Below are 15970 nucleotides of genomic sequence, written 5' to 3' on the forward strand. Positions count from 1 at the left end.
CGGCACATCATCGATGATCCGCACATCAAGGCTGGCATTGGCATCGGAGCCATCGGTATCGGTGACCACCACGGTGAAGCTGTCGAACACGCTGTCCTCGCCTGCGGCGGGGTGCGCGGTGGTGTTGTTCAGCAGCGTGACGCTGTAATCAAATGTCGCGCCGATAACTGTCGTCCCGTTCGCAGCGAACACCGGCGTCCAGCCCGTGATAGTCACTGAGAATATCCCGTTATTTGCAATCTCGACCGGGCCAGCGAATGCTCCGCCGGCCACTACGTTCACGCCATTGACCTGAACGCTGGCGAGCCCATCAGGCGCATCGACCGAGAAGGTTCCGCCTTCGTTCAGCGAACCAATGCCGTCCGACCCGTTGGCCAGAGCGCCTTCGTCAAGCACCGCCTCGGGCGTATCGTTGTCCAGGCCGAATATCGTAACTTCGTCATCATCATCGGGCAACAGAGCCGGGATGACTTCTTCTTCAAGTTCGAGCCTGACGGGAAGTTCGGTATAGGGCAGCAGGTCTCCCAGATCGAAGGCAGCCTGAATGTCACCTGGATCTACTGCAAAGTTACCACCAGAACTGGGATTGGGGCCAGCGGCCGGTTCTGGTTCGTTCCCAACCAGCAGGGCCGCGACGTTGGCGGGTGGGATCGGCGTGCCGTCAACAATGATCTGCGGAACCAGAATGATGCCGTCCGGCACCACAATCCTTGATCCATCGGTCAAGACGATCACGAGGTCGGGGCCATCAGCCTCCAGCCGTTCGATCGTCTGCCCTTCATTGAGGACTACAACATTGCCTGCTGCGGCTTGAGTCAACTGATTGGCTTGCCGCGAGGATTGCAGTTGCAGGCTTGCGAGCGACGCTTGCGAAGACCCCTCGTCGACACTGTACGAATCGCCCTCAAAGGCGCCCAGTTCTTCGTTCATTCTTACCCCCTCTTGCGCCGTTTGGGACATGGTCCCAAGCGCTGGCAAAGCCACCGGCACACTTTACCCTACGGGGAATCCAAACAAGCCGATCCGCTTACGAAGATCGCTTGTGACCCGATACGGGATACGTGCGCCGCGACTCAGTTTGTTATGGTGCGATGTTAACTTGAATTTACAAACTGTAAACAAACTCGTCGGTTTCAGAACGCATGGTGTCCTGATTATGGACAGCCGCTCGGGGAGTGTAAACAAAGCCACCTCGGGCAGCCTGAATGCCAGCCAAAGCATTGAGATGATCAAAAAATGGCGTAATAACTGATACTAAAGAGAAGCGCTACGCTGGACAAATCGAACATCTTGGTTGAGGGAAAGCGAGCGTATGGTCAGTTATGCAGATGGGATTGCTTTCGGTGCTAGACGTTGAATTTGACGAAGGGTAAGCTGAAACAACGCTTGGGTGTTAACCATTCCGGCCGGAGCGAACCTGATTCGAACGGTCTGGATTGGGCCACGTTGGGAAAGAATGGCGGCTAAAAGTCAGCACAACAGCTACAGCTGGGATGAGGTCTTCATGGCCTTGCTGCTGATTGTGCTCATTCCCGTTATGCTGCTTGGGGCCAATATTGACCTTCGCTCACAAGTGGGACTGATGCTGCATCAGTTTTCCAGCTCGGACGGCATCCGGTTCAGGCTCGACGACCTCGATTTGGAACAGGCTGCGAAACAAGGCGACGCGACGGCGGCACGCGCAGTGTCGTTGGCCCCCGCCACACAAGAGCCGACGGGGCGCGATCCAGAAAAACCGATCAGCGGCTCTGAAGCGCTGCCAAAAACCGAAACTCGCCTGTTATCGCTGATGCCGGTCGATTTTTCCCTAGATGAACTGGACAGCCTGAAGCTTCGTCAACGGTCAGATGTTGACGGCCAACTCACCGTGAACAAGCCGATTTATGCTGGCACCGATCTCATCGGCAACATCGATATCACCATAGCGGGGGAGGGCAACTTGCTGCTCGATGCAGAAGCAGTCAGGACGATCATGGGACAGCAAGCCATCGGCAAAGCGCAGGCTTCGTCACGATTGCCAGATCAGGGACTGGTGAGTTTTGCGGCCTTGCGTGATTTGGGAGTTGATCTGCGCTATTTCCCGAATGAGGATATCATTAGGTTCAATCCCTGAAACGCAGCAGTTTTGGTCTGCTTCTTTGGAAGGAAACCGATCACGAACGGAACAGCCAAAAACCGCTGATTTCCAGGACTTTCCGGACATCTGTGGATGCATCCGGAAGAACAAATGGTGCCAGAAGAGGCACTCGAACGAAACCCTTATAGATCTAATTTAAAATCTAATTTGTAGGACTTGTAAGCTTTGAACCCCCAATGGAACCCCGGGACTTTTTTGTGAAGAAGGTTCGTGTCTCGGGCTAGGACTAGAGGGGCATTGGCTGGCATCATCACCGCTAACACATCCACAGGCAATGCCAACCACAGCGCTTCAACGGCATCAAGAATTCAGCTGCGGTTTCAGGACACACCTCGCAAGCAGGGGGCTGAGCGAATCCCTTGTGCGAAGCGGTGTCGAACCTCTGGCCATCTATCTGTTTTCCGAACTTCCTGTGACCCACAGAAGTCAGAAGTCTCCTATCCTTATCGGAGGACCACCCTGTCAGGCGTATTCGCTTGTCGGTCGAGCCCGGAACAAAGGGATCGGCGATTACGACGCCGCCTCCGATCACAGGCATTTTCTGTATCGCGAGTACATCAGGATCGTGGGCCTGACTCAACCGGTCGCCTTCGTCATGGAGAACGTCAAAGGGATGTTGTCTGCGAAGGTCAATGGTGTGCGGCTGATCGATCAGATCGTGACCGATCTCCGTGGTGCCGGTGGGACCCCGGACAGCTACGTTTTGATCCCCCTTGCCGGTGACGATCGGGACGGCGCCTCGGCTCACATCATCCGCAGCGAAAGTTTCGGAGTCCCGCAGTGCCGTCACCGTGTCATCTTCCTCGGCATCCGCAAAGACGTCTATCAGCGTTGCGAACGTGATCGCGTGGCCCCCATGAAGCTTCAGCCGGCCGAAAATCGGTTGACCGTTGAAGACGTACTGCACGGAATGCCCCGGCTTCGAAGTGGCATCAGCAGATCCTCTGATGCGGATGAAGCTTGGCGCAACATCGTGGAGCATGCCTACAGGGACGCAAGTGAAGCATGCCGTGTTGACGGAACATGGCTTTCTGAAGTCTCCAGCCGATTGACCGCACAGGCGGAAAGGCTTGTCGAGAGTGGCGAAGTCCCGCCTCGTATCAGCAGGCAGCTCGCGCCTCTCGCGAATAACGCACTGTCAGACTGGTTGATTGACGATTGTCTTCCGGTACTCCCGAACCATGAGAGTAGGGGGCACATGGCTGCAGACCTAGCTAGGTACGCATTCGCTTCCGTGTTCGCTGAGGTTTTCGGGCGATCCCCAAAAGCAGAAGACTTCCCACAAGCTCTCGCTCCCGAACACAGAAGTTGGACGAGCGGCAAGTTTGCCGACCGCTTCCGAGTGCAGATGTGGCATGCACCGTCAACGACAGTGACGAGCCACATTTCCAAGGACGGGCATTACTTCATTCATCCGGACCCGTCCCAGTGCCGAAGCCTGGCCGCTTCGGCAGCGAAAGTTAACGCCCTCTCAAGCATTGCCGGCACACGTTGGAGCCGCCACACCTGATCCAAGTCGAGAACCCGCTTCCTGAGCTGGGCGTCATGCACGACCTTGGAGAATGCGTATGTGACGATGTTCGCACGATATCCCCCGGCATACCAAGGCTGTTGAGGGACCAGTTTTTCCAAGCTGCGGAAGATGATGGCCTTGGCGACAAGCCACTTGAACCAGACTTCGTCGAACACCTCTGCATCACACCGCCCGGTCATGACACCATACCTGAATACCTGGCTGGCAAACGACCGAGCCCGCTTTGCGCTTTCGCGATAGCCTTTCCGCTCGATCTTCTTGAGCGTGGCTAGGAGCTCCTGCGGCTTGATCTCTGCTATCGGTCGCTTGCCTATGCCCTTGCGGAGAAGCTCCAAGTACCAGTGCAGCTTCTTCAATGTGGCCGGAGCAACTTCCTCAGCTTCACGCTTTGCAATGAACTCCTCGGCGATGTCCTCGAACAGGTTGCCCGCACTGAGTTGAGCTGCCAGCTTCTCGTCGCGTCGACGCTGGATCGGGTTTCCGCCTCGCATCATTTCGAGCTTCACCTCGTCACGACGGCTCCTGGCTTCTTTGAGCGTCATCTGCGGGTAGGTGCCGAAGGTGAGTCTTTGCTCTTTGCCGTGGATGGTGAGCTTGCAGATCCAACTCTTGGTTCCCGTAGGACGAACCAGCAGGCTAAGGCCGCCACTATCAGTCAGCTTATATTGCTTATCCGACGGAATTGCTTTGCGAATTTGCACATCAGTGAGAGCCATTGGGGGTCTCGCTTTCAGAAATCCTCGTTCTGCAGGCTGATTCTGGGGTTTGGACCCCTTCCTGAACCCCATGAAACCCCCGATTCTGGGCAAACATGGCTGAACGAGCGTGGACGTTTGAAGCAAGAATATGGCGGTTTTCCGCGGCTTTAGCAACCGCACACGTACATCTGTGTATAGGAAAATGGTGCCCAGAAGAGGACTCGAACCTCCACGCCCTTGCGAGCGCCAGCACCTGAAGCTGGTGCGTCTACCAATTCCGCCATCTGGGCACGGTTGCGACCGGTCATTGGTGCCGGAAGCTGGGTAGGGGCGGGCCAATAGCTGTGGGGAGGGGTGGCTGTCAACGCAATCCTCGCGCTTTTGCGTCGGTTCTTGTGGCGGCAGCTAAGGGTTGGCAAAATGCGGGGTGGTTTATGGGGCCACGAGGGGGTGCGGCCCCTGCATTTTCTTCGGACAGGGGCACTGCATCCACGATACCGTATCCCGCAGCTGGCGGGGCTGGCTGTGACTCTATTCCGGCACAGTTGAAACGGGGTTGCGGGCCAGACGCGGCACCGGCACTAAGGGTATTTCAACCAGCTGCCGATTGCAGCCTTCTGCGGGCCTCCGCCTCACCGATCAAGGGTAGCAGTTCGCCCATATCGGGGCCGTGATCCATGCCGGTTAACGCCTGCCGCAACGGCAGAAACAACGCCCGGCCCTTGCGCTGCGTGGCTTGCTTCAGCGCCGTGGTGAGCGCGGCCCAGGGGTTTTCGTCCCACGTCAGCAGCCGTGCGGCGTCGGCCAGAAAGGCTTTGTCCTCTGGTGTGAAATCTCCTTGGGTGATCGGGCCAGTCACCAGCCGCCACCATTCGCCCACCTCATCGACATGCGCCAGATTGGGCCGGATCGCATGCCACCCAGCCTCGTCCATGCCCTGCGGAAGCCGATGCTGAACCGCCGTATAGGGCAGTTGGTGGACGATCGCTGCGTTGAGACGATCGAGGTCTTCGTCGTCAAACTTGGCGGGCGCGCGGCCAAAGGTCGACAGGTCGAAACCGGCAATCAGCGCAGCCCGATCGGCAATGGGTTCAACCGGCTGCGACGTGCCGAGCCGCGCCAGCAATGCGATGATCGCTTCGGGTTCAATCCCGCGTTCGCGAAAGGCATCGCAGCCAAGCGAGCCGAGACGCTTCGACAACTTGCCTTCACGCCCCACCAGCAGCGCTTCATGCGCGAATTCCGGAACGCATTTTGCTGCACCATTTGCTGCAGCAAAGCCCGCAGCAATAAGTGCGGTAAATATCTGAATTTGCACTGCAGTATTGGAAACGTGGTCTTCGCCGCGCAGCACCTGCATAACGCCCATATCAATGTCGTCGACCGCGCTTGGCATCATATAGAGCCACGAACCATCGGCGCGGCGTATGACCGGATCGGATAGCTGCGCCGCATCGAACTTTTGCGGCCCGCGAATGGCATCATCCCATGCGATCGGCTCGGCGTGGTCGAGCAGGAAACGCCAGTGGGGGGCGATGCCTTCGGCGTGTTTGGCGGCGCGCTCATCGTCGGACAAATCCAGCGCGGCGCGATCATAGATCGGTGGCAACCCGCGTCCCAGCGCGATCTTGCGTTTCACTTCCAGTTCCTGCGCGCTTTCATAGCAGGCGTAGATCCGCCCGGCGGCCTGCAAAGCGGCAAAGGCTGCCTCGTAACGGTCTAACCGCAAGGATTGGCGCTCTTCGCGGTCCCAGTCGAGGCCTAGCCACGCCAGATCCGCGCGGATGGCGTCGACATAATCCTCCCGGCTGCGGGCAGCGTCGGTGTCGTCGATCCGCAAGATGAAGGTGCCCGACGATTGGCGCGCCAGCATCCAGTTATGCAGCGCGGTGCGGATATTGCCGACATGCAGGCGGCCAGTGGGCGACGGGGCGAAACGGGTGGTGGTGGGTGCAGTGGTCATGGCCGAAAGCGGTAAAGCGCACACCGCCCGCCCGCAAGCGTTCACACCATTCGCATCTCCGCCGCGACCAGCGCTAGCGCGCCTTCCCACAGGCGATGCATCCGGTCGGCCCGGATCAATCCCGTCAGCGCAGCTTCAAAGCCCACGCGGTCGCCCGCAGCAGCCGCATCCACAAACGCGCCAATGGTCGCCTCATCATGGCTGAGCAAGCCGCAGCAGAAACGCGAGGCCTGGATGTTTTCCGGCCAACTCGCAGCGATTTCCTGCGCCAGCATCAGCGCCTTTGCCGCCACGTCGACCCCCTGCAGGCGGATTGCCAATTCGGGCACCGGATCGCGCCCGATCCGATCGTGCAGCGCGATCAACCGCAATGCGTGGATGAAGCGGCTCGCAATCGGCCCCAGCGCGTCGGCCCGCGGTGGCTGCGCCAAAGCGGCAATGATGGTGCGCGCGGTGGCGGTGGGGGTGTGGGGCCGGGACATGGAGCCTCGCTTGTGCTACGTGTGAATTGATGACCGCATAGCTAGCTTAATTGCGAGTGCGTTGCAATAGCATTATATGCCCTGAGCGCGGCCCGCTGCGCACATTGGCAAAGATACTGGCAAAGAAAAGCCCCGCCGGAGCATTGGCTCCAGCGGGGCAATTCATGGATCGCAATAACGCTGGGGTGGATTACTCCTCGCCAGCGTCCTCGATATCCGATGCGGGGGCCGCACCGGCCATCGCCGCCATCGCTGCCTTCATCTTCTCTTCCGAGCCAACTGCGTCCGCTGCGGGTTCAGCTTCGCGCTGGCCGCTGGCGGCGAGCGCATCCTGCTGCTTTTTCCACGCAGCCTTCAGCGCAGCGTCGCGGCTGTTGGCGGTCACGCGCAACCTGTTCATGCCCGCGCCGGTACCGGCGGGGATGAGGCGGCCAACGATGACGTTTTCCTTCAGCCCGACCAGCGTGTCCTTCTTCCCTTCAACCGCCGCCTGCGTCAGCACACGGGTGGTTTCCTGGAACGAGGCCGCCGAGATGAAGCTGCGGGTCTGCAGACTTGCCTTGGTGATCCCGAGCAGGATCGGCACCCCTTCAGCGGGCTGCTTACCCTTGCCCAGCTTGGCATTATATTCCAGCATTTCCGCCAGATCGAGCTGTTCACCCGGCAGCAGGGTGGTATCGCCGCCATTGGTGATTTCAACCTTTTGCAGCATCTGGCGAACGATCACCTCGATGTGCTTGTCGTTGATCTTCACGCCCTGAAGCCGGTACACTTCCTGGATTTCGTCGACCATGTATTCGGACAAGGCCTCGACACCCATCACCTCAAGGATATCATGCGGGTTGGGCGATCCGGAAACAAGGGTGTCCCCCTTCTTCACGTAGTCGCCTTCCTGCACATCAATCACCTTGGTCTTGGCGATCAGGTATTCCACTGGATCCCCTTCCTCGGGGATGATTGCGATCTTGCGTTTCGCCTTGTATTCACGGACGAATTCGATCCGGCCGGAAATCTTGGCGATCACCGAAACGTCCTTGGGCATACGCGCTTCGAACAGTTCGGCCACACGCGGCAGACCGCCGGTGATGTCGCGGGTCTTGGCGGCTTCGCGGCTGGCGCGGGCGACGATGTCGCCGGCTTCAACCGTCTGGCCATCCTCGACCGAAAGCGTGGTGCCCGGAGCCAGCATATAACGCGCCGCTTCGGTCTCGCCCTCGCCTTCGGCAAGCAAGGTCATACGCGGACGCAGGTCTTCCTTCTTCTTGCGTCCCGTAGCGCGGTTTTCTGTCACCACGCGCTGGGCAATGCCGGTGGCATCATCAAGCTGTTCTTCGAGCGTGATGCCTTCGATCAAGTCCTGATACTTCACCACGCCCGATTGTTCGGTGATGATCGGCAGGGTGAACGGATCCCACTCGGCAATCCGATCACCGATCTTCACATGGTCGCCATGCTTGAACATCAGCACCGTACCATAGGGCACCTTGTGCATCTCGCGCTCGCGCCCTTCGGCATCGATCACCGCGATTTCACCATTGCGGGCCAAGCTGAGGATGCGGCCGCGTTTGTCGCTGATGGTCGGCATGTCACGGAATTCGACGCGGCCTTCCGAAATCGCCTCAAGATGGCTGGTTTCGTTGATCTGCGCCGCGCCGCCGATGTGGAACGTCCGCATCGTCAGCTGCGTGCCGGGTTCACCGATCGATTGCGCCGCGATAACACCGACGGCTTCACCGATATTGACCGGGGTGCCGCGGGCAAGGTCACGGCCATAACAGCTCGCGCACACGCCCTGTTCTGCCTGGCACACCAGCGGAGAACGGATCTTCGCCGACTGAACTTCAGCCGCCTCGATATCCACCACCATTGCTTCGTCAAGCAGGGTGCCTGACTTGACGATGACTTCGCCGGTTGCAGCGTTGAGGACATCTTCCGCCACGGTGCGGCCCAGAATGCGCTCACCCAGCGACGCGATCACGCTGCCGCCCTGCACGATAGCGCGCATTTCGAGCGCGTTTTCGGTCTTGCAGTCTTCTTCGGTGATGACGCAATCCTGCGACACATCGACCAGACGGCGGGTGAGGTAGCCCGAGTTCGCCGTCTTCAACGCCGTATCCGCGAGGCCCTTGCGCGCGCCGTGGGTGGAGTTGAAGTATTCAAGAACGGTCAGACCTTCCTTGAAGTTCGAAATGATCGGGGTTTCGATGATCTCGCCCGAAGGCTTGGCCATCAGCCCGCGCATCCCGGCCAGCTGCTTCATCTGCGCCGGCGAACCACGCGCGCCGGAGTGGCTCATCATGTAGATCGAGTTGATCTGCGCTTCCTTGCCGTCCGCGTCGATCGGGGTTGCCTTGATCTCGGCCATCATCGCGTCGGCAACCATGTCACCGCACTTCGACCAGGCGTCGATAACCTTGTTGTATTTTTCCTGCTGGGTGATCAGACCGTCCTGATATTGCTGTTCATACCCAGCCACCAGTTCCTTGGTCTCATCCACCATCTTCACCTTGGCGTCGGGGATGATCATGTCATCCTTGCCAAAGCTGATCCCGGCCTTGAACGCGTAGCGGAAGCCGAGGCTCATGATCGCGTCGGCGAACAGCACCGTGTCCTTCTGGCCGGTGTGGCGATACACCTGATCGATCACGTCGGCGATTTCCCGCTTGGTCAGCAGGCGGTTGATGATGTCGAACGGCACCTTGTGGTTTTGGGGCAGACATTCGCCAATCAGCATCCGGCCCGGCGTCGTTTCAAACCGCTGCATCGCCACCTTGCCATGTTCATCGGCCTGCGGAACGCGGGCGATGATCTTGGTGTGGAGCGTGACCGCCTTGGTTTCCAGCGCCTGATGCACTTCGGCCATGTCGGAGAAACGCTGGAGCCGCTCGACCTTGGTGCCATCGGCGTTTTCGAGGTATTCAGGGTGCTTTTCCTGCCGCTCCATCGAAAGGTAGTAGATCCCCAGAACCATGTCCTGCGACGGCACGATGATCGGCTTGCCGTTGGCGGGCGAAAGGATGTTGTTCGTGCTCATCATCAGCACGCGCGCTTCCAGCTGGGCTTCGAGCGAAAGCGGCACGTGGACGGCCATCTGGTCGCCGTCAAAGTCGGCGTTGAAGGCTGCACACACTAGCGGGTGCAACTGGATCGCCTTGCCTTCGATCAGCACGGGTTCAAACGCCTGGATGCCCAAGCGGTGCAGCGTCGGCGCACGGTTGAGCATGACGGGGTGTTCGCGGATCACTTCGTCAAGGATGTCCCAGACTTCCTTGCGTTCCTTTTCGACCCACTTCTTGGCCTGCTTCAAGGTCATCGACAGGCCCTTGGCATCGAGCCGCGCGTAGATGAACGGCTTGAACAGTTCGAGCGCCATCTTCTTGGGCAAGCCGCACTGGTGCAGCTTCAGTTCCGGCCCGGTAACGATCACCGAACGGCCCGAATAATCGACACGCTTACCAAGCAGGTTCTGGCGGAAGCGGCCCTGCTTGCCCTTGAGCATATCAGACAGCGATTTCAGCGGGCGCTTGTTGGTGCCGGTGATGACGCGGCCACGGCGGCCATTGTCGAACAGCGCATCGACCGCTTCCTGCAACATCCGCTTTTCATTGCGCACGATGATGTCCGGCGCGCGCAGTTCAATCAGGCGCTTCAGACGGTTGTTGCGGTTGATGACGCGGCGATAGAGGTCATTGAGATCCGAGGTCGCAAAGCGGCCGCCATCCAGCGGCACCAGCGGGCGCAGTTCGGGCGGGATGACCGGGATCACTTCCAAGATCATCCATTCGGGGCGGTTGCCCGAATCGATGAAGCTTTCGACCACTTTCAGCCGCTTGATGATCTTCTTGGGCTTGAGCAGCGACTTGGTGGTGGCGAGCTCCTCCATCAACGCATCACGCTCGGCCTCAAGGTCGAGCTGGATCAGCATGGTGCGCACGGCTTCCGCGCCGATATCGGCGGTGAAGGCGTCTTCGCCATATTCGTCCTGCGCTTCGAGCAGTTCGTCTTCGGTCATCAGCTGGAATTTCTCCAGCGGGGTGAGGCCCGGTTCGGTGACGATGTAGCTTTCGAAATAGAGCACGCGCTCAAGCTGCTTCAACTGCATGTCGAGCAGCAGGCCGATGCGGCTCGGCAGCGATTTCAGGAACCAGATATGCGCAACCGGCGCGGCCAGTTCGATGTGGCCCATGCGTTCGCGGCGCACCTTGGTCACGGTGACTTCAACGCCGCACTTTTCGCAAACGACGCCCTTGTACTTCATGCGCTTGTACTTGCCGCACAGGCATTCGTAATCCTTCACGGGGCCGAAGATGCGCGCGCAGAACAACCCGTCACGTTCGGGCTTGAACGTGCGGTAGTTGATGGTTTCGGGCTTCTTGATCTCACCATAGGACCACGAGCGAATCCGCTCGGGGCTGGCGATGCCGATCTGGATCTGGTCAAAGGTTTCAGGCTTGGCCAGCTGGTTGGAGAATTTGCTAAGATCGTTCATGACTGTGTTCCCTTAGGGGGATAAAACTCGAAGGCGGATGGCGCGGGGCCGAAGGGGCGGGGGCAAAACCCCCGCGCCCTATTCCGCTGCAATCGCGCTGTAATCGGTCTGGTCGGCGTCATCTTCGTCGAGGATCGACTTCAGTTCGACGTTCAGACCCAGCGAGCGCATTTCCTTCACGAGAACGTTGAAGCTCTCGGGAATGCCGGCCTCGAAGGTATCGTCACCCTTGACGATCGCTTCGTAAACCTTGGTGCGCCCGACCACGTCATCGGACTTCACCGTCAGCATTTCCTGCAAGGTATAGGCCGCGCCGTAGGCTTGCAGCGCCCAGACTTCCATTTCGCCGAAGCGCTGGCCGCCGAACTGCGCCTTGCCGCCCAGCGGCTGCTGGGTGACGAGGCTGTAGGGCCCGATCGAACGCGCGTGGATCTTGTCGTCGACCAAGTGGTGCAGTTTGAGCATATAGATGATGCCCACCGTCACCTTGCGGTCAAACGCATCGCCCGTGCGGCCATCATACAGCACCGACTGGCCCGAGGAATCGATCCCGGCCTTGATCAGCATTTCCGACACGTCGGGTTCACGCGCGCCGTCAAACACCGGCGTTCCCATCGGCACGCCTGCGGAAACATTGGTGGCGAGTTCGACAATGCTGGCGGTCGAACGGCTTTCGAGGTCTTCGAAATATTGTTCGCCGTAAACATCCTTCAACCGTTCCATCACGGCTTCGGGCGGTTTCACATTGGCATAGTCTTCGGCCGCGTGGGGATTGGCGCGTTTCCACTCTTCGAGCTTGTCCGCGATATCCATGCCGAGCGCCCGCGCGGCAAAGCCGAGATGGGTTTCAAAGATCTGCCCGACATTCATGCGCGATGGCACGCCCAGCGGATTGAGCACGATATCAACCGGCGTCCCATCGGCGAGGAACGGCATATCCTCGACCGGCAGGATGCGGCTGACCACGCCCTTGTTGCCGTGGCGCCCGGCCATCTTATCGCCGGGCTGCATCTTGCGTTTGATCGCCACGAACACCTTGACCATCTTGAGCACGCCCGGTGCCAGATCATCGCCGCGTTCCAGCTTTTCCTTGCGGTCGGCAAACTTGGCATCGATCAGCGCGGCAGCTTCGTCGTACTGCGCTTTGATCGCTTCGATCTGTGACTGGCGGCCATCATCGGCCACTGCGAATTTGAACCATTCGTAGCGGTCGATCTGGTCGAGCATCTCTGCGGTGATCTCGGCGCCTTTCTTGATGCCTTTGGGCGCGGCGCTTGCCACCTGACCCAGCAGCATGTCGTGCAGGCGATTATAGGTCGCGCGGTTGAGGATGTTGCGTTCATCCGCGCAATCCTTGCGCAGATGTTCGATTTCCTCGTTCTGGATCGCACGGGTACGATCATCGATTTCGATCCCGTGGCGGTTGAACACCCGAACTTCCACGATCGTGCCCGCCACGCCCGGCGGCAGCCGCAGCGATGTATCGCGCACGTCAGACGCCTTTTCACCGAAGATGGCGCGCAGCAGCTTTTCTTCCGGCGTCATCGGGCTTTCACCCTTGGGCGTGATCTTGCCGACCAGAATATCGCCCGGATGCACTTCTGCCCCGACATAGACGATCCCGGCTTCGTCGAGGTTGCGCAGCGCTTCCTCACCGACATTGGGAATGTCGCGGGTGATGTCTTCCGGCCCCAGTTTGGTATCGCGGGCCATGACTTCGAATTCCTCGATATGGATCGAGGTGAACACGTCATCTTTCACGATCCGTTCCGAAAGCAGGATCGAATCTTCGTAGTTGTAGCCATTCCACGGCATGAACGCGACGAGGCTGTTGCGCCCCAGCGCCAGTTCACCCAGATCGGTCGACGGGCCATCGGCGATAATATCGCCCTGCTCGATCACTTCACCCACCTTCACCAGCGGCCGCTGATTGATGCAGGTGTTCTGGTTCGACCGCTGGAACTTTTGCAGCGTGTAGATGTCGACGCCCGATTGACCCGGCTCGACATCGCCGATCGCGCGGATCACGATGCGGGTGGCGTCGACCTGATCGACGATCCCGCCGCGCTTGGCTGCAATCGCCGCGCCCGAATCGCGCGCCACGGTTTCTTCCATCCCGGTGCCGACCCACGGGGCTTCGGCCTTGACCAGCGGCACCGCCTGGCGCTGCATGTTCGATCCCATCAACGCGCGGTTGGCGTCATCGTTTTCCAGGAACGGGATCAGCGATGCAGCCACCGAAACCAGCTGTTTCGGGGACACATCCATCAGCGTAACGTGTTCACGCGGCGCCATCAGGTTGTCGCCATTGTGACGCGCGGAAACCAGTTCTTCGACAAAGCTGCCGTCGTCGTTCAGTTCGGCGGAAGCCTGCGCAACCGTGTGCTTCTGCTCCTCCATCGCGGAGAGGTAGATCACGTCGGCGGTCACCTTGCCGTCGATCACCTTGCGATAAGGGGTTTCGATGAAGCCGTATTTGTTGACTCGGCTGAACGAAGCCAGCGAGTTGATCAGACCGATGTTCGGGCCTTCGGGCGTTTCAATCGGGCAGATCCGGCCATAATGGGTCGGGTGAACGTCGCGCACTTCAAAACCTGCGCGTTCGCGGGTCAAACCGCCCGGGCCCAAAGCCGAAACGCGGCGTTTGTGGGTGACTTCGCCCAGCGGGTTGGTCTGATCCATGAACTGCGACAGCTGTGATGAGCCGAAGAATTCACGCACCGCGGCCACGGCGGGCTTGGCGTTGATCAGGTCATTGGGCATCACGGTCGAGACATCGACCGACGACATCCGTTCCTTGACCGCGCGCTCCATGCGTAGCAGGCCGACGCGGTACTGGTTTTCCAGCAACTCGCCCACCGAACGCACCCGGCGGTTGCCGAGGTTGTCGATATCATCGACGTCGCCCTTGCCGTCTTTCAGGCCGACCAGTTCCTTGACCACCGCCAGGATATCTTCCTTGCGCAGCGTGGTCACGGTGTCTTCGGCATCAAGCCCAAGCCGCATGTTGAGTTTGACGCGGCCCACAGCCGACAGGTCATAGCGTTCGGCATCGAAGAACAGGCCTTCGAACAATGCCTCGGCAGTTTCCTTCGTCGGCGGTTCGCCCGGACGCATCACCTTGTAGATCGATTCGAGGCCCTCATCACGGTTTTCGGCCTTGTCGACCTTGAGCGTGTTGCGGATCCACGGGCCGGTGTTGATTTCATCGATGTCGAGCAGTTCGAGCCGGTCAATCCCGGCCTTGTCGAAAGCCTCGACATGTTCGAGCGTCAATTCGTCACCGGCTTCGATATAGATGCGGCCCGTGCCTTCATCGATGATGTCGCGCGCGGCATAGCGGCTGACGACTTCCTCGGTCGGCAACAGCAGATCAGCGAGGCCATCCTTGGCCGCCTTGTTGGCAGCGCGCGGGGAAATCTTCTGCCCGGCGGGGAACACTTCTTCGCCGGTGGCGGCGTCGATCAGCGGGAAGGTCGGCTTGGACCCGCGCCATTGTTCGGCCACGAACGGGATCTTCCACCCGTCTTTCGCGCGGTCCCAAACGACCGTGTCATAGAAATGCTGCAGGATGTCTTCGGCATCAAGGCCGAGCGCATAAAGCAGCGCGGTGACCGGCAGCTTGCGCTTGCGGTCGATGCGGACGTTGACGATGTCCTTGGCGTCGAATTCGAAATCGAGCCACGACCCGCGATAGGGGATCACGCGGGCAGCAAACAGCAGCTTGCCCGACGAATGGGTTTTGCCGCGATCATGATCGAACAGCACGCCCGGCGAACGGTGCATCTGCGATACGATCACGCGTTCGGTGCCGTTGACGATAAAGGTGCCGTTATCGGTCATGAGCGGCATGTCGCCCATGTAAACGTCCTGCTCCTTGATATCGAGCACCGAGCGGGTTTCGGTTTCCTGATCCACTTCGAACACGATCAGGCGCAGCGTCACCTTCATCGGCGCGGCATAGGTGATCCCGCGCTGACGGCATTCGGTGGTGTCGTATTTGGGTTCTTCGAGTTCGTAATGCACGAAATCAAGCTCGGCAGTGCCGGCGAAATCGCGGATCGGGAACACGGAACGCAGGGTCTTTTCGAGGCCGGAGACATAGCCCGTCGCCTTGTCAGACCGCAGGAACTGTTCGTAGCTTTCGCGCTGCACCTCGATCAGGTTCGGCATCTGCACGACTTCGTGGATGTCGCCGAAAATCTTGCGGATGCGCTTTTTCGCGGTGCCCTCGGCCTTGCGGCTGCGGGTGACGGGCGTCTTCGCCTTGGTTGCCATGGAGGAGATGTGCCTCTTTGATTGGGCCGCGCGAAGCTTATCCGCGCGGACAGGAAAATATCGTGTCGTTCCGCGCGAATGGGTGCCGATTGCGACGCGCAAGCGCTGCGTGCCCTGCACCACTCTTGGAAGAATGATACTGGCAGCAGCCGTTCAACATGCGTCGCGAAAATGGCGTGTCGCCGCTTCCATTCCCAGACCGATACCCGCGCATGAATCAGTCCTGCTCGAAGCGAGCGAGAAAGCGCCATGTAGGATTACCCCCCGCGCCTGTCAACGCTGCGCGGGAATGATCGCGCCGAGTTTGACGGGTTTACCGAAAAACAACGCCTGAAATATCGTTTTTCAATATTATTGATTGACGATAAGCCGCGAATCGGGTTAGAGGG

The 15970-nt window shown here is 59.4% G+C and carries 8 protein-coding genes and 1 tRNA gene; 2 read left to right on the forward strand and 7 right to left on the reverse strand.

The annotated features are described in order from the left end of the window. On the reverse strand, positions 1 to 930 hold a 930-nt coding region (locus ABIE62_RS11355; RefSeq protein ID WP_354326123.1), incomplete at its 3' end, for a hypothetical protein. Positions 931 to 1390: 460 nt separating this feature from the next. Between ABIE62_RS11355 and ABIE62_RS11360 the strand changes: the two genes are divergently transcribed. After that, a complete protein-coding gene (locus tag ABIE62_RS11360) occupies positions 1391 to 2113 on the forward strand; it encodes a hypothetical protein (protein ID WP_354326125.1) in 723 nt (240 codons plus the stop codon). Positions 2114 to 2411: 298 nt separating this feature from the next. Next, positions 2412 to 3647 carry a DNA cytosine methyltransferase gene (locus ABIE62_RS11365; RefSeq protein WP_354326127.1) on the forward strand — a complete coding sequence of 412 codons (1236 nt, stop codon included), beginning with the start codon at positions 2412 to 2414 and terminating at the stop codon, positions 3645 to 3647. Here ABIE62_RS11365 and ABIE62_RS11370 read toward each other — a convergent pair. From ABIE62_RS11370 to rpoB, 6 genes are all read right to left on the reverse strand, one after another. Beyond that, positions 3548 to 4387, reverse strand: a complete 840-nt coding sequence (locus tag ABIE62_RS11370) for an AIPR family protein (protein WP_354326128.1) — start codon at positions 4385 to 4387, stop codon at positions 3548 to 3550. The genes ABIE62_RS11365 and ABIE62_RS11370 overlap by 100 nt on opposite strands. A gap of 185 nt (positions 4388 to 4572) precedes the next feature. Further along, a tRNA-Leu gene (locus ABIE62_RS11375) sits at positions 4573 to 4659 on the reverse strand. Positions 4660 to 4961: 302 nt separating this feature from the next. Beyond that, the gene (gltX, locus tag ABIE62_RS11380) at positions 4962 to 6332 is read right to left on the reverse strand and encodes a glutamate--tRNA ligase (RefSeq protein ID WP_354326129.1); all 1371 of its coding nucleotides are present in this window, start codon (positions 6330 to 6332) and stop codon (positions 4962 to 4964) included. Between the two features lie 41 nt (positions 6333 to 6373). Further along, complete coding sequence (locus ABIE62_RS11385; protein ID WP_354326131.1) at positions 6374 to 6814, reverse strand: DNA-directed RNA polymerase subunit beta'; 441 nt, start codon at positions 6812 to 6814, stop codon at positions 6374 to 6376. A gap of 190 nt (positions 6815 to 7004) precedes the next feature. After that, complete coding sequence (gene rpoC / locus ABIE62_RS11390; protein ID WP_354326132.1) at positions 7005 to 11303, reverse strand: DNA-directed RNA polymerase subunit beta'; 4299 nt, start codon at positions 11301 to 11303, stop codon at positions 7005 to 7007. Between the two features lie 78 nt (positions 11304 to 11381). After that, positions 11382 to 15581, reverse strand: coding sequence for a DNA-directed RNA polymerase subunit beta (gene rpoB, locus ABIE62_RS11395; protein ID WP_354326134.1), 4200 nt, complete (start codon positions 15579 to 15581; stop codon positions 11382 to 11384). Positions 15582 to 15970: the final 389 nt, after the last annotated feature.

Source organism: Porphyrobacter sp. MBR-155 (genome assembly GCF_040547625.1).
Lineage (GTDB): Bacteria > Pseudomonadota > Alphaproteobacteria > Sphingomonadales > Sphingomonadaceae > Erythrobacter.